Source organism: Clostridium celatum DSM 1785, from assembly GCF_000320405.1.
Classification (GTDB): Bacteria; Bacillota; Clostridia; order Clostridiales; family Clostridiaceae; genus Clostridium; species Clostridium celatum.
Map to the genome: position 1 here is coordinate 1 of NZ_KB291613.1, position 20,284 is coordinate 20,284.

Consider the following 20,284-nt stretch of genomic DNA (forward strand, 5'->3'; position numbering starts at 1 on the left):
TGCATAGCAAGTGGTTTTCTAAATACAAAAAAGATTGTTACAAACATATTTGTTTTGTAACAATCTTTAAAACTTCTATTCGTATAGTAAATCCTTTATATCATCGTCATCCATGTTGTCTTTATTATACCATTTAGATCCAGTATCTGTATCAGAAACTGTTTCTCCCTTATATGCTTTATATGCAAGAGCAACAGCATCATAACCAATTTGGTATGGATCTTGTGTAACTGATCCTAAGAACCAACCATTTCTAACAGCTGTAATTTGACCTTTACCTGAATCAAATCCAACGGCAACTATATCTTTATATTTTCCAGTTTCTTTATCGAAATCTTTACCATCATTAGACGCAGCTAATATACCATCAACTCCACCTTGATTAGAACCATATACTGCAATTAAATTATTTGTTGATAATACAGATTGAGCTGCATTTTGAACATCTGTAGCAGAAGTTGTTGGGGGAACATTTACAACGATTTTAACTATTTCATCTCCTGTAGCTGCTACATTATATGTTTCATGTCCTGAAACACTTACATTTCCTTCTCCTACTATCTCTTCACATTTAGCTTTCATTTCATCTATAAATCCTTGAGTTCTATCAATTAATGATGCACTTGTAGCATCTTGAGAAACTACCCCTATGGCAACCGGATTATCCTTAGTTGCAGCCTTTATCTTACCTAGTATATCTTCATCTTCAATTAACTTTTGAGCTGGAATTTGTGCTGCCTTATAGTTATCTGTTGATGCAGTAGCCGCAACTTGTCCATCTGGAGCTCCTGGAATACCTGAGTCAAATCCTATTACAGGAATACCTTGACTTTGAGCATCTGATAACTGTGATGATAATGATTTAGTATCAAGTGCTGCTATAGCTAAAGCTTGTGGTTTTTTTGCAAGTGCTGCATTAACCATATTTACTTGATCATTAATATCACTTTCAGATGCTGGACCTTCAAAAGTAATATCAACATTAAATTCCTTAGCTGCATCTTCTGCACCTTTTTTAACTACTTGCCAAAATTGATGTTGAAATCCCTTAGATATAACAGCTATATACGGTTTAGAACTTGTATCAGTTGTTTCTTCCGTTGTTGTATTATTAGTGTCTGACGTATCACTTGTGTCTTTTGAGTTTGATGAGCTACAACCAGCAATACTAGCTACTAAAGCAAGAGATGCCGCTAAGCAAACCATTTTTTTAATTTTTTTCATTGTAAAATCCCCCTTAAATTTTAATTTTATTACTAAGCAGTTTACTGCTCTAAAACTTTATTAACACTTTTACTAGCACTACTTTCAGTCTTATTATCTAATTTAATTTCATTTGATTTTTTATTTCTATAAATATCTAATAATACAGCGCAAATAACAACTATTCCTGTAAAAAATGTTTGCCATTGTCCTTGAAGATTCATTGACATTAATCCATTTTTTAATACACTCATAATATAAACACCTATCATAGTACCTACTACTGAACCAACTCCACCAGATAATGAAGTTCCTCCAATAACAACTCCTGCAATAGCTAATAATTCCAACCCATTTCCAGTACCTGGTATTATAGTTGTATACGCAGCTGCATAAACTATACCTGCAAGCCCAGCAAAAAATCCACTAATAACATAAACCATCATTTCCCATCTATCTACTCTTACACCTGAAAGCCTAACAGCCTCTTTATTACTTCCTATTGCAAAAGTATATCTACCTATACGAGTTTTATTTAAAATAACATATGCAAGCATAAAAAATATTAATAAGAATATTATTCCTGTTGGAAATCCATTTTCTGTCTTAAAAAATACAGATTTAAACCATCCAGCTTCTTCATAAGCTGTTGGAAAACGTTGTGTTTGAACTTTTGCAATAATTGCACCTAGACCTTGAGAAACTAACATTGTACCTAATGTTGCTATGAATGGAGGTAATTTTAACTTTGCTATTAAAATACCATTAATAAGACCAAATATTGTTGCGATAACTACTATTAATAATAAAGCTAGTCCAATTGGCCATCCCCATGAATTATGAGCAAGTCCACCAATAAGCGTAGCACACATCATTACTGTTCCTATTGAAAGATCAATCCCACCTGTAATTACTACAAAGGTAACACCAATTGCCATAAATCCAATATAATATGATGAATCTAGTATATTTATAAATGTAGCTTTACTAAAAAAGTTCTGTCCTAATAGTGAAAATGCTAATATTAATATTACTAATGCAGCTAACGAAAAAAACTTTTGTAATCCTTTTCCTTTGATATTTTCTTTTATCTTCCCCATTTAATATCCCTCCTACTTTCTATCTGTAGCATATTTCATAATTACTTCTTGATTAGCATCTTCAATATTAAGTATCTTTGTGAGTCTACCTTCACACATAACTACTACTCTATCACTCATACGTAATATTTCTGGCAACTCTGAAGATATCATTATTATCGATTTTCCTTCAGCAACAAGTTCATTCATTAAATTATAAATTTCACTTTTTGCACCAATATCAATTCCACGTGTTGGCTCATCGAATATTAATATATCAGCATTTCTAATTAGCCATTTCGCTATTACAACTTTTTGTTGATTTCCTCCCGATAAATTTTTAATTAATTGATTAATTGTTGGAGTTTTAACTTTAATTTTATCAACATATTTTAAGGTTTCTATTTCAACTTTTTTATCATCAATCAGTAGTCCTGATTGAAAATCTTCAAGGTGAGCTAAAACTGAATTTTCAGATACAGAAAGTCCAGTTGCTAAACCAAATCTTTTTCTATCCTCTGAAAGATATCCTATTCCTGCATTAACAGCATCACTAGTATTCTTAACATCAATCTTATTTCCCCTAACAAATATTTCTCCTGATATTTTAGGATCTGCTCCAAATAAAAGCCTAGCTGCTTCAGTTCTCCCTGCTCCCATTAATCCAGCAAAACCTAAAATCTCTCCTTTTTTAAGATCAAAGGATATATCCTTAACTACATGAGATTTAAGGTTTTTAACCTCTAATATTGTTTCTGCATCTTTTTTTACATTACTTTTTTCCTTTTTTTCTGTTGAAACATTTCTTCCTACCATAAGTTTAATTATTTCATTTAAATTTGTATCTTTAGTTTTTACTTCTTTTATAAATTCACCATCTCTCATTACAGTTATTCTATCTGTAATCTTAAATATTTCATCCATTCTATGAGATATATAAATCATCCCAACGCCCTTTGTTTTTAGTTCATTCATAATCCTAAATAACTCTTTTGTTTCTGATTCTGTTAATGCAGCTGTTGGTTCATCTAAAATAAGAATATTTGACTTAAATGAAATAGCTTTTGCAATTTCTATCATTTGTTGTTTTCCAACAGAAAGATTACCTACTATTTCTGTTGGTTTTATATTTAGTTTTAATTCCTTGAATAATTCAGCGGTCTTTTTATTTATAATTTTATCATTCAAAAAAAATCCATCTGATTCTCTTCCAATGAAGATGTTTTGTGCTGCTGTAAGATGATTCATTAAATTTAATTCTTGGTGAACAATAGCAATACCAGCTTCTTGAGCTTCCCTTGGATTCTTAAATACCACACTGTTGCCATTGTATGTAATCTCACCTTCATCTCTTTGATAAATTCCTGTAAGTATCTTCATCAAAGTAGATTTACCAGCTCCATTTTCTCCTGCTAAAGCATTAACTTCACCTTTTCTAAGGCTTAATGAACACCTCTTTAATGCATGCACCCCTGGAAATCTTTTATCAATTCCTTTCATTTCTAATACTACAGTTTCGTTCATGCAATCACTCCCTCCACCCATTTTTTATTTGTTTTTGTTGTTTTATTTTGTTTTTGTTTTTGTTTACGATTTCATTATACACAGATAATTTGGTTTATTCAAGTAATTCTTCCATATTCTTGATATATTTGGTTAATTATGTTAAACTTTAATAAAATCTACTTCATAAAGGAGATGTTATTTATGTTGAAAGGTATACCTCCAATTTTATCACCTGATTTATTAAAAATACTTATGGAAATGGGACACGGAGATAAGTTAGTTATAGCAGATGGTAATTTCCCATCTACTAGATGTGCTCAACGACTAATAAGACTTGATGGACATGCTGTACCAGAAATTTTAGAGGATATTTTAAAGTTATTTCCTTTGGATACTTACTCTAAAAAACCTGTTTCTCTAATGAGTATAGTCCCTGGTGATACTGTTGTTCCGACAATTTGGGAAACCTATGAAACTATTATCAAATCAAGCTTTAACACCTTTGATTCATTTGGTTTTCTTGAAAGATTTGATTTTTATGAAGAAGCGAAATCTTCATATGCAATTATAGCTACTTCTGAAAAATCTCTTTATGCTAACATAATTTTAACAAAGGGAGTTATTTAACTCTTATAAAATAAACATTTTAATAAAATCAACTTATTAAAGTCAAAAAAGTGACAATATAAAATTAGGATAATTTATATAATTATCCCCATTTTAAACTATCACTTTTTTACTTTAAATTTTAGCTTTCTAAAAACTTTTATTTTAAATTTTTACTAATATTTCATTTATATCTTCGCTAACCTTAATTCTTTCATTATAAACCCACTCAGCATCAAATTTTAAATTAAATATTTTAGAGAATGAATAGTACATATTAATTTTTTGATAATAAATTTCTAAGTCATCAAGATTTCCTGTAAAACAACTAGGTTTTGTTAATTCTTTAAGTTTAGCAATAAATACCTCATCAACATACTCTAAGAATTTATCCATTAATTCTTCATTTGAAACATCAAAAGGAACCTTTAGTAAATCCCACTGATCTTCTTCCTTTAATTTATATCTTTTTATTTTATCTAATATTAAAAGATATTCACTTATATCCATCTTTCTATAATAATCAATTTTTTCTTCTCTAGTTCTCCTAAGTACTAATTTTTCATTTAAAGGTAAAACTCTTAATAGTAAGTATAGCTTCTGATGGACCTATAACTGCCTGCTTTATTACTTCATCTTTTTCTTCAAGCTTTCTACTTATTATATTATGTGTATCAGAAACTCCTGCAACATATCCAATATCATATATACCTTTTCTACCTGCTCTACCTGCAACTTGTTTAATTTCTTGAGATGTTAATTCCCTGACCTCTTCCCCATCAAACTTTCTTATGGACATGAATATTATTCTTCTAATTGGCAAATTAACTCCCATGCCTATTGCATCTGTTGTTACTAAAACCTTATTTTCTTTATTTATAAATTGTTCATATTGCATTTTTCTAACTTCCGGTGGTAAGTCACCATAAATAATACTTGTCTTAACATTATTATTAGAATAACTTTGAGCTATTTCCAACACTCTCTTTTTAGAGAAAACTACTATAGCATCGCCTTCTTGAACATCATTATAACTAAAGTTTTTAGTTTCAACTTCTAAAGGAATATTTCTATGATATTCTTTAATCTCATAGTCATCTTCGCAATCATCTAACATTTTAATTAATAATTCTTTAGCATTCATTGCTCCACAAATATGAATTTCATTACATCTAAGACCAAGTACAGCTCTACTCCAAGCAATACCTCTTTGATTATCATTAATCATTTGAATTTCATCAATAACTGCAATATCATAATTTTGCTTTAAGTTTACCTTTTCTATTGTACAAGATATATGCGTAGCATTTTCCTTAATAATCTCTTCTTCACCTGTCATTAAATCACAAACTACACCTTCATTATTTAGCTTTTCATAATTTTCTAATGCAAGTATTCTAAGTGGCGACAAATAAACTCCTTTTTTAGCAGTTTTAAGCCTTTCTACTGCATTATAAGTCTTACCTGTATTAGTATCACCTAAATGAATATAAATCTTTCTTTTCATTCTTCTAGTTATCATATATTCATCTTTAGGATTATCAGGAAATGCTTCTTCAAAAGCCTCTCCAATTAATTTAGGTATATGTTGCTTTGTAAGCACCGTCATAAAACCTGAATTTAAAAATGTATTATAATTCCCTCTAACTACTTCATAAAAATCAAAATCTGTGTTGTTTTTCTTATTATAATCTTCAAGCATTCTCTTAGAAACATCTTCTAATAGCTCCTCATATCTTTCACACACAAATTCATATTCCTTGAATCCCTCTTTCTCCATTTCCTTTAATAGTCTAATTTTTTTTCTTATTGATGTTTCCTGTTCTATAAGTGCCCCTACTTTTGAATGATGTACTATTTCTTCTATTTGATTTATTTGACTCTTCAGCTTTTTAAATTCTCTAAGTGCTGCATTCTTTTTCATATATTACCTCCCATTAGTTCACTATTGATTTTGCCCATTTTGATACTTTTTCCAAACACTCTTCTTTATTACTATTAATAGCTCAAAAAAATCTATTTCACCTATAAATTTATTATTTGGAATTTTTTCTTTTATATTATTGTAAAATTTCAAAGCACCTCCACCACCATGACATGCAAATAGAGCTATTTTTTTATTCTGTATTTTATATTTTTCTAAAAAAGTATTATATGCTGGTGCGTATGTTCCTACCCATATAGGAGTTCCAATAAAAATATTTTCATAACTATTTATATTTTTATCTATTTCTTCAAGTTGTGGTTTTACCTTAAATAAAACGTCTTTACCACCAAAAAAATACTTTCTAAATCCTTTATCATAGTATTTCTTTTTAGTCCTTACCTCTAATATGTCTGCATTTATAGTTTTTGCTATCGTATTAGCTATTAATCTTGTATTTCCTTCTAAGGAATAGAATATAACCAAATTTTTCATAAATTCTCCTCCAAATTTAATTGCACTTTAATTTATTTTCCTTATAATACTAATACATTTTAATCTTTTATACATTCTACTATAACCTTATTATAAGTCACTTTACATTATTACCCAAAGCTTTTATTACAGATATCTATTTAAAATTTTAATTATCAATTGTAACAAAATTGACAAATTACTATAGTATACTATTACTTGTAGATAGATAAAAAATAATTTTCCTCTTAAAATAAAAGTTCCGAGAATACTACCTTCCCCCGGTAATATTCTTGGAACTTTTATTTTTACTTATTAATTGAAATAATTAAATTTCTGCTTATAAAAAATAAGGTCGGCTTACACCAACCTTATTTAAATGTTTAGTTATCAATTTTAATTAAAAGCTTGTCTTTTTCTATTCTATGCTTTATTTTGACAACCACAAACTTGTATTTTTTCTTTTACAAACTTCTTAACTTCTTCAAGCCCAGCTTTATTGTACTTTTTAGGATCTATTTCATTAGGATTACTCTTTAAATATTCATTAACCCCATGTGTAAATGCTATTCTAAGTTCTGTAGCATAATTCACTTTACATATTCCTCTATTTATAGCTTCTTGTACCTTTGAATCTGGAATTCCTGATCCACCATGTAATACAAGTGGAACTGATACTACTTCTCTTATTTCTGATAATCTTTCTAAATCTAATTTAGGTTCTCCCTTATACATACCATGAGCTGTACCTATAGCTATAGCTAATGAGTCAACGCCTGTTCTTTCAACGAATTCTCTAGCTTCTTGTGGATCTGTATATGCATCTCCTTCTCCACCATCTAAATCATCTTCTTTTCCTCCAACTTTTCCAAGTTCAGCTTCAACTGCAACTCCTGAAGGTTTACACATATCTACCACTGCTTTAGATACAGCTATATTATCTTCAAAACTTTCATGAGAACCATCTATCATAATTGAAGTATATCCTGCTCTTAATGCTTGTGCTGCTAAATCAAAGCTTGACCCATGATCTAAATGCATAACTACTGGTACACTTGCTCTACTTGCTGCAACCTTTACATTTGCTAAGAAATAATCTAATCCTGCATATTTTACTGTAGATGGAGTAGTTTGCATTATTACAGGTGCATTCATTTCTTCTGCTGCACTTATAACTGCCATTACCATTTCCATGTTTTCAACATTAAAAGCACCTATTGCATAATGTCCTTCTTGAGCCTTTTTTAATATGTTTTTTGTTGTAATTAGTTCCATAATAATTCTCCTTTTCCCATTAAATTTATCTTAAATAAAAATGTTTTTTATTTATTTTTCATTTTACTAAAAGCCACACCATTAATTATTGCTGAATAAATTCCATATATAGCCACTATGATACTTAAAGTCATAAATATCATATTATAATTTTGTTGTATAGCATTTATAACTATAAGTATGCTTAAAAGTACATAAGCACACAATTTCATCATAGTTTTCTCTTTTGCCTTACTATTAATAATAATCTCTAATTTTGAAAGCTTTCTTTCCCTTTTAAAATCTTTTATAGATTTTAATTTTTTCAGAAATATTACTCTAAAATATAATTCTGCTATAACCGTAGCTGCAACACCAACTAAAAGTGTGCTTTGAAATGTTTTAAAATAATCTCCTAATAAAATTAGAGCTATTATGATAATAGAATACCTATAATAAATTACTCTAAATTTTTGTCAACTTGTGGAGATATAATATATCCTTTTTTATCAAATGCGTTATAATAAACTGTATCTCCATACATATCTAGATAAATATTTTTGCCTGCTAAAGCTACAGTATTTTTATTCATTTACAACATCGCCTTCCCTAAACAATAAGTTTGATGAACTGAGTAATCATCATTAAGTACTACTAAATCACTATCATATCCAACACCTATTCTACCTTTACGATTATCAATCCCTAAACATTTTGCTGGATTAATAGTTCATGCATTTATAGCATAATTAAACGGTACCATAGCTTTTTCAACTAATATTCTAAGACCTTCATTCATTCTTAATGTTGAACCTGCTAATCCTTTTGTGCTAACTAAATGAGCACTACCATCTTCATATATTTCAATTTCATTTCCACCAAAAATGAATCTTGAACCTGGTTCAAATCCTTTTGCCATTAATGCATCAGTAACCATAATTCCATAATCAGGTCCCTTAGCATTAAAGAAATTATATAATGCTGCTGGAGTAGAATGGTTACCATCACAAATAATTTCCCCATACATTCCATTAACTCTTAAACTAAACCCAACTAGTCCATTTTGTCTATGATTAAATGGAGTCATACCATTATAAACATGAGTTTGAGATCTAGCTCCATGAGCAAAGGCAAATACTGCTTCTTCATAAGTAGAAGCTGAATGTCCTATACTTACAACTATTCCATTATCATATAAATATTCTGTTAATTCATAATCTTCATCTGCTTCAGTTGCTAAAGTAACATATTTTATTAATCCTTTTGCAGCCTTTTGATAAGTTTGAAATTCTTTAACTGTAGGTTTTGCTATAAACTGTTTTGGTTGTGCACCTTTATATTCCATATCAAGATATGGTCCTTCAAAGTGTATCCCTAATATTTCTGCACCTTCATATCCATCTTCAACAACTTTTGCTACATTAGCTACAGCATTAGTTAAAACTTCCCTACTTTGAGTTATAGTTGTTGCTAATAATGCTGTAACACCTTCATTTGGTATTTTCTTAGTCCAATTTCTAAGGCCTTCATCATTAGCATCATTTGTATCAAATCCATATGCACCATGGCAATGAATATCTATAAATCCAGGGACAATCTTCCTATTTCCATAATCATATGCCCCATCTTTTTCATTATATTTGTAGATATTTGTTATTTTACTATCATCAATTTCAATTTGAGCTGAAATAAACTGATCTGCAATCCAAACATTCTTGCTTTGTATTAACATATTATCCCTCCTTTTTCAACATTATCTTTATTATACATAAGATTATTGTTACAATATTTGCACTTTTTAACATAGATATTATATCTTTTAGTACCTACATTGTATTTGTACGAGTCTTCATTATAATTAGAATTAGTAAAGCTTTTGATAGCTATAATAAATATGGAGGGGATGAATTTATGAATATTTTTAATATCAACGAAAGTCAAATGAAAGATACTAAATCAACATTTAATTTAAATGAAATCTTTCAACAACCTAAAACATGGATAAAAACTTTAGAACAAATTAAAGCTAATAAAAGTTCTATACAAGCATTTATAAATAATGTAATAACTAAAGAGGATTATGATGTAATATTAACTGGTGCAGGTACTAGTGAATTTGTTGGTAATGCATTATATTCTCATTTAAATACATTGCTTAATTATAAAGTTAAATCTTATGGTACAACTGATATAGTTGCAACACCTGAGAATTATTTATCTAGAACTAAACCAACATTACTTATAAGTTTTGGTCGCTCTGGTAATTCTCCTGAATCAATCGGAGCCGTTGAAGCTGCTAATGTTGTTTGTGATAATATTTATCATTTATTTGTTACTTGCAATAAAAATGGTGCTCTTTCAAAAATGGCTGAAGAGTTAGATAATTGTTATGCAATAAACCTTACTGATGAAACTCATGATCAATCATTTGCAATGACATCTAGTTTTAGTAATATGTACTTAGCTACATACCTTTGCTTTAATCTTGATAACTTAGATGAAAAATCAAAAGTAATCACTAATATTTGTTCATCTACTCAAAGATTCTTAGATGAAGGTTATGACGTTGTAAATAAAATAGTTAATGAATATAACTTTGAAAGAATTGTTTATTTAGGAAGTAATACTTTAAAAGGAATATCACAAGAATCTGCATTAAAAATGCTTGAATTAACAGCTGGAAAAACAGTTGCTGTATTTGATACTCCACTTGGATTTAGACATGGTCCAAAGTCAATTATAGATGATTCTACATTAACAGTAGTATATGTAAGTAATGATGAATTCACTTATAAATATGAATTAGATTTAATAAAAGAAATAAGTTCTCAAAGAAAAGGAAATAAGCTAGCTGTTGTATCAGATAAACATTCTGATGAATTATCATCTTTAGCTGATTACTACTATGCTTATAATACTGGTAATAATTCAAATAATGTTGAATTAGGTTTAGCTTATATTACATTTGCTCAAACTTTATCAACATTAAAATCTTTATCAATGGGAATAACACCTGATAATCCTTGTCCATCCGGAGAAGTTAACCGTGTTGTTAAAGGTGTTACATTATACAACTATACTCGTAAATAAATAACTAAAATAATTTTTCAGCTTACGGAAGAGAGGATAATAATATGATAGGAATAATAATTAGTGGACATGGAAATTTTGGTACTGGCTTACAAAGCTCTTTAAAATTAATTGCTGGTGGCCCTGCAAATGTTGAATATGTTGATTTTTTAGAAACAGATTCTACAGAAAGTTTAAAAGAAAAATATAAAATTGCATTAAATAATTTAAATGGTTGTAATGATATTTTAGCTCTTACAGACTTAGCTGGTGGTTCACCATTCAAAACTTTAGTTGAATTAAATACTGAAGTTGAGCAGTCAATTCAAGTAGTAGGTGGAACAAACTTACCTATGGCACTTGAAATAACTATGACTAAAGATATTATTGATGACTTATCATCTCTAGCAGATTCAGCTTTAGAGGTTGGTAAAAGCGGAGTTGTTAAATTTGAACTTATAGCACATGAAGAAATTGAATGTGAGGATGGTATTTAATTATGATTAATTGGGAAGTTATTATTTGGACATGCATTACAATAGGAGTTCTACTTGGAATAGCCGCATTAATTTTAACATTTATATCAGCAAGAAATATTAAAAAGAAAACTTCCGAACTTAAAACTCTACATTCTGATTTAAAACCTGGAATGAAAGTTATGTTCTGTGGTGCAGTTTACGGAAAAGTAATTAAAGTTAAAGATGATATCGTAGAAGTTGAAATTGCTAAAAATGTAATAGTTTCAGTATCTAGATATGCAATTCAAAGCGTAGCTTAATTTACAATATATAGAATTTATACAATGACAAAATATAAATGGCAAATTAAAGACATATATAAGCATCTATGCTCTATTTGCCATTTATATTTAATTTATTTATTAAACATTTATATATCCTTTTGATATAGCTTCTTTAAAATTTAAAATATTACTACATATTATTTATTAATTAAATACAGTTTGCGCATATTCGCTAGGACTTATTTCATAATGTTGAGTAAATGCTCTAGAAAAATAATGTATAGAACTAAATCCTAACATAAATGCAATTTCACTAATAGTATATTTATTTTCCTTTATCAATAATTTACTCTTTGCCAATTTTAAATCATTTATATACTTCTTTGGAGTTATGTTTAAATTATTTTTAAATAACATTTGTAGTGAAGATCTAGAAACAGCAAATTTACTACAAATATCTTCTATAGCAATTGGTTCACAAATAGTTTCATCTATATATGATAGTATGTCCTCTAATAACTCATCTTGAAAATGTTGATGAGATTCTTTAGGCAATTTATCATTTTCATGTCCTAAATAATCATATTGAAATAATCTAATAATTATTTCGTGAAAATTACTTAAAATTAAGTTTTGAGAATATGGTGCTGTTGAAGATAAATTTTTCGCAAAATTCCTTACTATCTTATAGAGTTCTTTTCTACAATGAAATACCCTATTACATATAGCACTATCATCATCACATTCCATATCAAATAATACTGTTAAATATGAACAAGATGAATCACTATTTACTGTTTGAGTATGGAATTGATTTTTTCCATAAATAATTAAATCATATGAATCTAATTTATAATTAACATCATCTATTGTTGTATCTAAACTTCCATTATCTACGAACGTTAATTCATACACATTATGTTTTTCTCCCTTAAATTTATAATTTGGACTTTTAATAGTATAATAATATGCCATTATTTCTGGAATGTTTATAGTTGGTAATATTCTATTATATACATATGGAGGATTTAAAAACTCCAGTTTAATATTATAGTTACGAGAAATTATTAAATTAAATGTAACTTCTTTAGTCATTGGAATTATATTGAAATACATATTAGGCTTTATTTCTAGATTTCTATGTACTCCAAATAGCTTGAAATCTCTATCACTATGCTCACTTATCAATATATAAGCCATTCCTTCTTCAATTTCAACATATACTGGCTCTGAAAATTTATATAGGCTTGAAATTACCCTATCACTAGTAATAACTTTTTTCCTTATGAGTTCTTCACTAGATATGTCTTTTGATTCTTCATAAACTCCCCCATATTTCCCAAATTCAGCGCTAGATGTTTTATCATACATAGCAAATTCCCCCTCTTAAATAACATTTTCTTAATATTTCATTAATATTAACTTGTCCTCATATACCATCTTATAAATATAAAATATTTTATATTCACATTTATATTTTAATCTATCTAAATCATTTGTCAAACATTCAATTTAATAACATTTTTTCAGTACAATTACATTTTTATATTATATTTTAATTTTAGTTACATATATAATTAATGTAGACCTAATTATTTTTAGTCTTCGTGTAAACGTTTTGTTAAAAAACATAAAACAAATGTTAAAAATTCTAAAGATTCTATATTATGTAATATCTATAATATTATTGTAGAGTCGATTACAAAAAACATAAAAACAACTTATAAGGAGGTGAATATTATGCCAAACATTGTTTTAACAAGAATAGATAACAGATTAATTCATGGACAAGTTGCTACTCAATGGTGTGGATCTATTGGTGCAAACTTAATCCTAGTTGCAAATGATGTTGTTGCTGGTGATAAACTTAGACAAGGTCTAATGGATATGGCTGCTCCAACTTATGCTTCTACTCGTTATTGGACAATCGAAAAAACTATCAACACTATTCACAAAGCTAGCGAAAGACAACTTATATTCATAGTATGTGAAACTCCTGCTGATGTTTTAAGACTTGTTGAAGGTGGTGTGCCAATAAAAAAGGTAAACATCGGAAATATGCATATGGCTCAAGGTAAGAGACAAGTTGCTGGATCTGTTGCTGTAGACGATAAAGACGTTGAAGCGTTCAGAAAACTAAAAGATTTAGGTGTGGAGCTTGAAATTAGAAGAGTTCCTACTGAAGGTACAGAAAATATTGATAAACTTTTCAAATAATTATAATCAATAATTACAATTAAATAATTACGAAAGGAGATTTGTGATATGGATTTTAATTTTATTCAAATTCTTTTGGTTGCAGTATTTGCATTTATCGCAGGTATAGACCAATTTAGTTTCTTGGAATCATTATATCAACCAATTGTATCTGGTGCTGTTATCGGTGCAATTCTTGGTGACTTACAAACTGGACTTATCGTTGGTGGTACTTATCAATTAATGACAATCGGAAACATGCCTGTAGGAGGAGCTCAACCTCCAAATGCTGTTATCGGTGGAATAATGGCAGTTGTATTCGCTGTTTCTTCTAACTTAGAACCAGCTGCTGCTGTTGGACTAGCTGTTCCATTCGCATTAATAGGACAATATTGTGTAACTTTATTATTTACAATTATGTCTCCATTAATGTCAAAGGCTGATAAATATGCTGAAGATGCTGATACAAAAGGTATCGAAGGCCTTAACTACATGGCAATGGGTCTTCTAGGATTATTCTTTGCAATAGTAGTTGTTATAGGATTAATCGGTGGTGCTGCTGCTGGTAATTGGTTATCAGAAATGTCAGAAAAATTTGCTTGGTTCATGAGTGGACTTTCTGCTGCTGGTGGAATGATGCGTTATGTTGGATTTGCAATACTTTTACGTATCATGTTATCAAACGATTTATGGGGTATTTACTTCGCAGGTTTTGCTCTAGCTACTATCATAGGAAAGATAGATGGTCTAAGTGGTTCAGCTCTATTAATAATCGCATTTATTGGATTTGCTGTTGCTATTTACGACTTCCAAACTAATGTAAAAATGAAGAGCAGTGCTGCGTATGCACCTGTAGGAGGAGGAGATGACGAAGATGGAATTTAATTCAACTCAATATAAAGATTTAACTCCAGCTAAACAACTTGATAAGAAAACTTTAAATCAAATGGTTTGGCGTTCATTATTCTTACAAGCTTCATTTAACTACGAAAGAATGCAAGCTGCAGGATGGTTATACGGTATATTACCAGGATTAAAGAAAATTCACACTAATAAAGAAGACCTTTCTAAGTCTATGCAACACAACTTAGAATTCTTCAATACTCACCCATTCCTTGTAACTTTCGTTATGGGTATAATTCTTTCTTTAGAGCAACAAAAGGCAGATACAAACACTATCAGAGCCGTTAGAGTTGCTGCAATGGGACCTTTAGGTGGTATCGGAGATGCGATCTTCTGGTTTACACTAGTTCCAATTACTGCTGGTATAACTGCTAATATGGCTATAAATGGTTCCTTAGCTGGACCAATATTATTCTTATTAATTTTCAATGCTGTTCAATTTGCTATAAGATATTGGTTAATGCACTGGTCTTATAGTTTAGGTTCTAAAGCAATTGATATACTAACTAAGAATGCTAAAGAATTTACTCGTGCTGCTTCTATGCTAGGTGTATTCATAGTTGGTGCTTTAACTTCTAACTATGGTGCAACTAAATTAGGAATCGTAATACCAAACGGTGAAGCTCCTATCGATATTCAAAATATATTAGATGGTGTTTTACCACAAATGATTCCTCTAGCATTAACATTATTACTATTCTTCTTACTTAAGAAGAAAGGTTGGAAGCCAGTTACTTGTATACTTCTTTTACTTGTAATAGGTATCGTTGGTGCATTAATTGGTCACTTATGTGGCTTCACAATGTGGGGATAATACAAATTAATTTAAGAGGCTGGATTCTTCCAGCTTCTTTTTTTATATATTAAAATATTTATTTATATTATTCCCTAAATTATTTATTTTATTCATTAATATGTTTTAAAATATAATTATTAATATGTTGATTTTTTCTAACTACAAATTCTTCTATCTCTATTAATATATTTTCTTTAATATATATTTTTTACTTACTCTCAAAATCAAATAATATTTTTACAATCTAAACTTTATTGAAACAAAAAATGTATATCTACATTTCCTTATATAATGTAGATATACATTTAATACTATAATATTCTAAGAGATTGCATAGATATAATCATCTATATATTCACCTATCTTATCCTTTAATAATTCATATGGATCTAGCTTTAATTTATTTTCTCTTACCTTTACATATTGACTATGCATATATTGACTAAGTAATGGTAATGGTATTTCTACATTTGATAAATTATCTAGTAATTTTTGTAAAGCAAATTCTACATCTTCATCCGGCATATAATATCTGCATCTATCTGATAAACTATATTTTCTTTCAAATTTTATCTTTTCTAATGAACCAATATAATGTTTTTTCCACTGATTAGGATTTTTCATCATTACAAAATCTAAAATTTCTCTAAATCTAGATGTTTCAAACTCTGGATGATACTGTACTAACTCTTCCTCTATACTATTCAATGCAAAAGCAGCTTCTCTAAAGCCAAATGTTAATGCAGGTCCAACCTTTAATATTATATATCCATCCTCGACCATTTTTCTTAAAGACTCTTTAGTTTGGTAATCAGTAGAATGTGCTTCAAAAACTAAATTATCATGATTTTTTATAGCTGCTGATAATTCTTTTGCACTTTCTCTATCATATGACCATACACTATCTGAACCAAATTCAACACCTGGTTGAACAACTACTGCTATTACATACTCTAAAGCTTCTGAAAGATTATAGCTCATAAAAATCTCTTTAAATGATCTTACTGTATTTTCAAAATTTGAAACACTTGTAACTTGTATATGATTCTCCTCTTCTTGAGCTCCTCCTGGAATTGGAACTTCACTTCCTACTACATATACAGGATGAATTGCTAAAGGATTTTCCTTTAATAATTCAGCATATGCCTCTTCTGCTACTTTACAAAGTCTAGCAGCTCTATCAGCTATGACATTATCTCCAAAATCTCCACTTTCTTTATCTCCAAGCAATTGCATACTTGTATCTATATGAATCTTAGTAAATCCTGCTAAAACGTATTGCCTTATTAATTCCATTGAATTTTCCATAGCTTTTTCTGGTTGTAGGTTTGTCCATGTTAATGGTCCAAGATGATCTCCACCTAATATTATTCTTTCTTTAGGAAAATTGTTTTTATCACAAAGCTCATATATAAAATCTTTATAATCTTTAGGCGTCATTCCTGTATATCCACCAAATTGATCTACTTGATTAGCTGTAGCTTCTACAAGTAAATACTTGTCTCCATCTCTTAATCTATCCATAGCAGCTTCTATTACATATTTGTTTGAAGTACAAACTGAAAAGATTCCACTATTTTTTCCTGCTTTATAGTCTTTTATTATTCTCATTAATTCATGCATTTAAATTCTCTCCTCTCATTCACTTTATTGAATAAAATACCCATATTTATATTTTATTATTATAGCTTGTTAAAGAGAATACCTTTTCGCTTTTCATAATATTTTGGCCCACTTATCATACATATTCTATAAATAAAAAGATACAAGTTATGTAACTTGTATCTTCTTATTTAAATATATCACATTATATGTTATATTTATACTGTAATACAAGTATTTTGAAAGTTAGGAGGTGGATTAATTATGAAAAGTCAACCATTATATATGAATATATATGATGATATTTTATTTAAAATAAAAAATGGAATCTTTTCAGAAAACTCTCCTCTACCATCTGAAAGAGAGTTAGGCCTTAACTATAATGTTAGTAGATCAACTGTAAGAAAAGCTCTTAATACTCTTCAAAACAATGGCTTTATCTATAAAATCCAAGGACAAGGAACATTTATTAAACCACAAGTATTTGAACAACCTTTGTATAACTTCTATTCATTTACAGATGAATTAAAAAAAGATGATAAAACTATTAGAAATAGTATTCTCCAGTTATGAACAATTTCAACTAGACTCTTCATTATCTTCTAAACTAAATAAACCCAAAGGAGAAATTTTTCATAAAATTGTAAGATTACGTTCCGCTAAAAATTATCCTTTAATGATAGAAATAACCTATCTACCTAAAAATAGATTTTTTAATATAAGTACAGATATTTTAGAAGAAAAATCTCTCTATTCATACTTATCTTCTAAATATTCTTTATCAGTAGATAAAGCTGCTGAAACATTTAGACCGATTATTCCTAATAGTGAAGAATGCTCTTTACTAAAAATATCTTCTAAAATCCCTTGTATATTACTTGAAAGATTTAGCTACGAAGAAAATGAACTTGTTGAATATACTCAATCTATAGTTAGAGGTGATAAGTACGTATTTAAAGTTAATTTATCAACTTATTAACAATTTTTCATACTAACTAAATAATAAAAACTTATGAATTAATTTTAATAATAAAGTACAAATAGCAAATTATATTAGACTAATCTATCACTTACTATTTGTACTTTTCAATTTAAGATTTCTATTTTGATACAGTTTCTTTTACTTAGCTATACCAATATATTTATTTTATTGTTCCATAAATATCTTTAAATCATTCTCAACATTAGTTATTCCAGCTATACCAAAGTTCTCAACTAAAACCTTAGCTACATTTGTTGAAAGGAATGCTGGAAGTGTTGGCCCTAAATGAATATTTTTTACTCCAAGATATAATAATGATAATAATACTATTACAGCTTTTTGTTCATACCAAGCGATATTAAATGCTATTGGTAATTCATTAATATCTTCTAGTTCAAATACTTCCTTTAATTTTAACGCTATTAATGCTAATGAGTATGAATCATTACATTGACCAGCATCTAAAACTCTTGGAATTCCATTTATATCTCCAAGATCTAATTTATTATATTTGTACTTAGCACATCCTGCTGTTAATATTATAGTATCTTTTGGAAGTGCTTTTGCAAAATCAGTATAGTAATTTCTTGATTTAGCTCTACCATCACATCCTGCCATAACAAAGAACTTCTTAATTGCTCCAGTTTTAACTGCTTCTACAACTTGATCAGCTAATGCTAATACTTGTGCATGTGCAAATCCACCAATAATTTCTCCACTTTCTATTTCAGTTGGAGCTTTGCACTTCTTAGCTTGTTCTATAATTACTGAGAAATCTTTTACTCCATTTTTATCAGCTTCAATATGAACACATCCTTCAAATCCAGCTGCACCAGTTGTATACATTCTTGATTTATAGCTTTCATTTTTTGGTGGTACTATACAGTTTGTAGTCATAAGGATTGGACCATTAAAGCTTTCAAATTCTTCTCTTTGCTTCCACCATGCATTACCATAGTTACCTACTAAATGCTTGTACTTCTTTAAGTTAGGATAATAGTGCGCTGGTAACATTTCAGAGTGAGTATACACATCAATTCCTGTTCCTTGTGTTTGAATTAATAATTGTTCAATATCCTTTAAGTCGTGTCCAGATACTAATATACCTGGATTTTTACCTACTCCTATATTAACTTTTGTTATTTCTGGATTTCCATAAGTAGTAGTATTAGCAGTATCTAATAATGCCATGCCATCAACCCCTACTTTACCAGTTTCTAAAGTTAATGTTATTAATTCATCTACATTTAATGAATCATCTAAAAGTTTAGCTAAAGTTTCTTGCATAAATGCATCTATCTCTTCATTATCATAGCCTAATGCATTAGCATGCTTTGAATATGCTGATAAACCTTTTAATCCATATGTTATTAATTCTCTTAAAGATCTTATATCCTCATCCTTAGTTGCAAGAACACCAACTTCATCTGAATTTGATTTCTCTTTTAATATTAAATTTAAAGATTTAGCTTCCTTTACTTCCAGCTACAGCATTTTTAATTTTTTCTAACAAGCCTGCTTTTTTATGCATATCTTCATTAGAATTTGCATTCCATAAAGCTGCTTCTGATAGATTTTCCTTATTGCCTAATTTATCTATTAATTCTTCTTTGATTCTTAAAGTTTCCTTTACTCGACTATAAAAAACTTCATTATCAAAATTTGCATTTGTAATAGTTGTAAAAAGATTTAAAGTAATAAAGTGATTTAACTCTTTTTCTATCTTCTTACCTTCTCTTCTTAATCTTGTAGTTACTTCTGATAATCCTTTAGTTACATATATTAATAAATCTTGCATGTTAGCAAGCTCTGGGCTTTTTCCACACACACCAAATTTAGTACATCCTGTGCATCCTGCTGTTTCTTGACATTGAAAGCAAAACATTTTATTTTCCATTATTAAAATCTCCTTCTTAAAATACTTATTTAATATTTACTAACTCTATGT

The 20,284-nt window shown here is 28.9% G+C and carries 18 protein-coding genes and 3 pseudogenes; 9 read left to right on the forward strand and 12 right to left on the reverse strand.

Annotated features, from left to right (window positions below; translation table 11 throughout):
* Window positions 1-75: 75 nt before the first annotated feature.
* Genes HMPREF0216_RS02580 through HMPREF0216_RS02590 form a run of 3 tightly spaced genes read right to left on the reverse strand, consistent with a single transcriptional unit; the run spans window position 76 to window position 3,806 of the window.
* Window positions 76-1,224, reverse strand: coding sequence for an ABC transporter substrate-binding protein (locus tag HMPREF0216_RS02580; RefSeq protein ID WP_005210796.1), 1,149 nt, complete (start codon window positions 1,222-1,224; stop codon window positions 76-78).
* Between the two features lie 41 nt (window positions 1,225-1,265).
* Window positions 1,266-2,303, reverse strand: a complete 1,038-nt coding sequence (locus HMPREF0216_RS02585) for an ABC transporter permease (protein ID WP_005210798.1) — start codon at window positions 2,301-2,303, stop codon at window positions 1,266-1,268.
* 12 nt (window positions 2,304-2,315) lie between these two features.
* Complete coding sequence (locus tag HMPREF0216_RS02590; protein WP_040418646.1) at window positions 2,316-3,806, reverse strand: sugar ABC transporter ATP-binding protein; 1,491 nt, start codon at window positions 3,804-3,806, stop codon at window positions 2,316-2,318.
* A 183-nt stretch (window positions 3,807-3,989) separates the two neighbouring features.
* On the opposite strand from HMPREF0216_RS02590, the gene HMPREF0216_RS02595 reads away from it, so the two are divergent.
* Complete coding sequence (locus HMPREF0216_RS02595) at window positions 3,990-4,415, forward strand: RbsD/FucU family protein (protein ID WP_005210801.1); 426 nt, start codon at window positions 3,990-3,992, stop codon at window positions 4,413-4,415.
* Between the two features lie 144 nt (window positions 4,416-4,559).
* Here HMPREF0216_RS02595 and HMPREF0216_RS02600 read toward each other — a convergent pair.
* From HMPREF0216_RS02600 to nagA, 6 genes and pseudogenes are all read right to left on the reverse strand, one after another.
* Window positions 4,560-6,318: pseudogene (locus HMPREF0216_RS02600) on the reverse strand (helicase-related protein).
* Between the two features lie 21 nt (window positions 6,319-6,339).
* Window positions 6,340-6,813, reverse strand: a complete 474-nt coding sequence (locus tag HMPREF0216_RS02605; protein ID WP_005210806.1) for a flavodoxin family protein — start codon at window positions 6,811-6,813, stop codon at window positions 6,340-6,342.
* A gap of 402 nt (window positions 6,814-7,215) precedes the next feature.
* On the reverse strand, window positions 7,216-8,067 hold the full coding sequence (gene fba, locus HMPREF0216_RS02610) for a class II fructose-1,6-bisphosphate aldolase (RefSeq protein WP_005210809.1): 852 nt from the start codon (window positions 8,065-8,067) through the stop codon (window positions 7,216-7,218).
* 47 nt (window positions 8,068-8,114) lie between these two features.
* Window positions 8,115-8,282 (reverse strand): hypothetical protein, encoded by a 168-nt coding sequence (locus tag HMPREF0216_RS16990; protein ID WP_005210811.1) that lies wholly within the window; start codon window positions 8,280-8,282, stop codon window positions 8,115-8,117.
* A gap of 224 nt (window positions 8,283-8,506) precedes the next feature.
* Entirely contained in the window at window positions 8,507-8,638 is a 132-nt protein-coding gene (locus HMPREF0216_RS17865) for a hypothetical protein (protein WP_005210813.1), read from the reverse strand.
* Window positions 8,639-9,778 (reverse strand): annotated as a pseudogene (gene nagA, locus HMPREF0216_RS02615) (N-acetylglucosamine-6-phosphate deacetylase).
* Window positions 9,779-9,957: 179 nt separating this feature from the next.
* On the opposite strand from nagA, the gene HMPREF0216_RS02620 reads away from it, so the two are divergent.
* The 3 genes from HMPREF0216_RS02620 to yajC are packed head-to-tail and all read left to right on the forward strand — an operon-like array spanning window position 9,958 to window position 11,893.
* Window positions 9,958-11,136: an SIS domain-containing protein gene (locus tag HMPREF0216_RS02620; RefSeq protein WP_005210816.1), complete on the forward strand. Its 1,179-nt coding sequence runs from the start codon at window positions 9,958-9,960 to the stop codon at window positions 11,134-11,136.
* A 44-nt stretch (window positions 11,137-11,180) separates the two neighbouring features.
* Complete coding sequence (agaF, locus tag HMPREF0216_RS02625; RefSeq protein WP_005210818.1) at window positions 11,181-11,612, forward strand: PTS galactosamine/N-acetylgalactosamine transporter subunit IIA; 432 nt, start codon at window positions 11,181-11,183, stop codon at window positions 11,610-11,612.
* 2 nt (window positions 11,613-11,614) lie between these two features.
* Window positions 11,615-11,893, forward strand: coding sequence for a preprotein translocase subunit YajC (yajC, locus tag HMPREF0216_RS02630; RefSeq protein ID WP_005210820.1), 279 nt, complete (start codon window positions 11,615-11,617; stop codon window positions 11,891-11,893).
* Between the two features lie 168 nt (window positions 11,894-12,061).
* Here yajC and HMPREF0216_RS02635 read toward each other — a convergent pair whose 3' ends face one another.
* A complete protein-coding gene (locus tag HMPREF0216_RS02635) occupies window positions 12,062-13,228 on the reverse strand; it encodes a helix-turn-helix transcriptional regulator (protein ID WP_005210822.1) in 1,167 nt (388 codons plus the stop codon).
* A gap of 369 nt (window positions 13,229-13,597) precedes the next feature.
* On the opposite strand from HMPREF0216_RS02635, the gene agaV reads away from it, so the two are divergent.
* Genes agaV through HMPREF0216_RS02650 form a run of 3 tightly spaced genes read left to right on the forward strand, consistent with a single transcriptional unit; the run spans window position 13,598 to window position 15,770 of the window.
* The gene (gene agaV, locus HMPREF0216_RS02640) at window positions 13,598-14,074 is read left to right on the forward strand and encodes a PTS N-acetylgalactosamine transporter subunit IIB (RefSeq protein WP_005210824.1); all 477 of its coding nucleotides are present in this window, start codon (window positions 13,598-13,600) and stop codon (window positions 14,072-14,074) included.
* A 48-nt stretch (window positions 14,075-14,122) separates the two neighbouring features.
* Window positions 14,123-14,938: a PTS mannose/fructose/sorbose/N-acetylgalactosamine transporter subunit IIC gene (locus tag HMPREF0216_RS02645; RefSeq protein WP_005210827.1), complete on the forward strand. Its 816-nt coding sequence runs from the start codon at window positions 14,123-14,125 to the stop codon at window positions 14,936-14,938.
* Window positions 14,928-15,770, forward strand: coding sequence for a PTS system mannose/fructose/sorbose family transporter subunit IID (locus tag HMPREF0216_RS02650; protein WP_005210830.1), 843 nt, complete (start codon window positions 14,928-14,930; stop codon window positions 15,768-15,770). The genes HMPREF0216_RS02645 and HMPREF0216_RS02650 overlap by 11 nt, the downstream gene beginning before the upstream one ends.
* 303 nt (window positions 15,771-16,073) lie before the next feature.
* On the opposite strand, the gene HMPREF0216_RS02655 is transcribed toward HMPREF0216_RS02650, so the two are convergent.
* Window positions 16,074-17,375 carry a class II D-tagatose-bisphosphate aldolase, non-catalytic subunit gene (locus HMPREF0216_RS02655; protein WP_005210832.1) on the reverse strand — a complete coding sequence of 434 codons (1,302 nt, stop codon included), beginning with the start codon at window positions 17,373-17,375 and terminating at the stop codon, window positions 16,074-16,076.
* Window positions 17,376-17,618: 243 nt separating this feature from the next.
* Here HMPREF0216_RS02655 and HMPREF0216_RS17595 point away from each other — a divergent pair, with 243 nt between their 5' ends.
* Together HMPREF0216_RS17595 and HMPREF0216_RS17600 are read left to right on the forward strand one after the other, a co-directional pair.
* Window positions 17,619-17,927, forward strand: coding sequence for a GntR family transcriptional regulator (locus HMPREF0216_RS17595; protein WP_005210834.1), 309 nt, complete (start codon window positions 17,619-17,621; stop codon window positions 17,925-17,927).
* Window positions 17,890-18,333 carry a UTRA domain-containing protein gene (locus HMPREF0216_RS17600; protein WP_005210836.1) on the forward strand — a complete coding sequence of 148 codons (444 nt, stop codon included), beginning with the start codon at window positions 17,890-17,892 and terminating at the stop codon, window positions 18,331-18,333. Before HMPREF0216_RS17595 ends, HMPREF0216_RS17600 begins: the two co-directional genes overlap by 38 nt.
* Window positions 18,334-18,501: 168 nt before the next feature.
* Here HMPREF0216_RS17600 and hcp read toward each other — a convergent pair.
* Window positions 18,502-20,233: pseudogene (hcp, locus tag HMPREF0216_RS02665) on the reverse strand (hydroxylamine reductase).
* Window positions 20,234-20,284: the final 51 nt, after the last annotated feature.

Bases quoted from the DNA above. Each gene is read 5' to 3' on its own strand.
- HMPREF0216_RS02580 (WP_005210796.1), bottom strand. From the start codon at position 1,224: ATGAAAAAAATTAAAAAAATGGTTTGCTTAGCGGCATCTCTTGCTTTA.
- HMPREF0216_RS02585 (WP_005210798.1), bottom strand. From the start codon at position 2,303: ATGGGGAAGATAAAAGAAAATATCAAAGGAAAAGGATTACAAAAGTTT.
- HMPREF0216_RS02590 (WP_040418646.1), bottom strand. From the start codon at position 3,806: ATGAACGAAACTGTAGTATTAGAAATGAAAGGAATTGATAAAAGATTT.
- HMPREF0216_RS02595 (WP_005210801.1), top strand. From the start codon at position 3,990: ATGTTGAAAGGTATACCTCCAATTTTATCACCTGATTTATTAAAAATA.
- HMPREF0216_RS02605 (WP_005210806.1), bottom strand. From the start codon at position 6,813: ATGAAAAATTTGGTTATATTCTATTCCTTAGAAGGAAATACAAGATTA.
- fba (WP_005210809.1), bottom strand. From the start codon at position 8,067: ATGGAACTAATTACAACAAAAAACATATTAAAAAAGGCTCAAGAAGGA.
- HMPREF0216_RS16990 (WP_005210811.1), bottom strand. From the start codon at position 8,282: ATGATGAAATTGTGTGCTTATGTACTTTTAAGCATACTTATAGTTATA.
- HMPREF0216_RS17865 (WP_005210813.1), bottom strand. From the start codon at position 8,638: ATGAATAAAAATACTGTAGCTTTAGCAGGCAAAAATATTTATCTAGAT.
- HMPREF0216_RS02620 (WP_005210816.1), top strand. From the start codon at position 9,958: ATGAATATTTTTAATATCAACGAAAGTCAAATGAAAGATACTAAATCA.
- agaF (WP_005210818.1), top strand. From the start codon at position 11,181: ATGATAGGAATAATAATTAGTGGACATGGAAATTTTGGTACTGGCTTA.
- yajC (WP_005210820.1), top strand. From the start codon at position 11,615: ATGATTAATTGGGAAGTTATTATTTGGACATGCATTACAATAGGAGTT.
- HMPREF0216_RS02635 (WP_005210822.1), bottom strand. From the start codon at position 13,228: ATGTATGATAAAACATCTAGCGCTGAATTTGGGAAATATGGGGGAGTT.
- agaV (WP_005210824.1), top strand. From the start codon at position 13,598: ATGCCAAACATTGTTTTAACAAGAATAGATAACAGATTAATTCATGGA.
- HMPREF0216_RS02645 (WP_005210827.1), top strand. From the start codon at position 14,123: ATGGATTTTAATTTTATTCAAATTCTTTTGGTTGCAGTATTTGCATTT.
- HMPREF0216_RS02650 (WP_005210830.1), top strand. From the start codon at position 14,928: ATGGAATTTAATTCAACTCAATATAAAGATTTAACTCCAGCTAAACAA.
- HMPREF0216_RS02655 (WP_005210832.1), bottom strand. From the start codon at position 17,375: ATGCATGAATTAATGAGAATAATAAAAGACTATAAAGCAGGAAAAAAT.
- HMPREF0216_RS17595 (WP_005210834.1), top strand. From the start codon at position 17,619: ATGAAAAGTCAACCATTATATATGAATATATATGATGATATTTTATTT.
- HMPREF0216_RS17600 (WP_005210836.1), top strand. From the start codon at position 17,890: ATGATAAAACTATTAGAAATAGTATTCTCCAGTTATGAACAATTTCAA.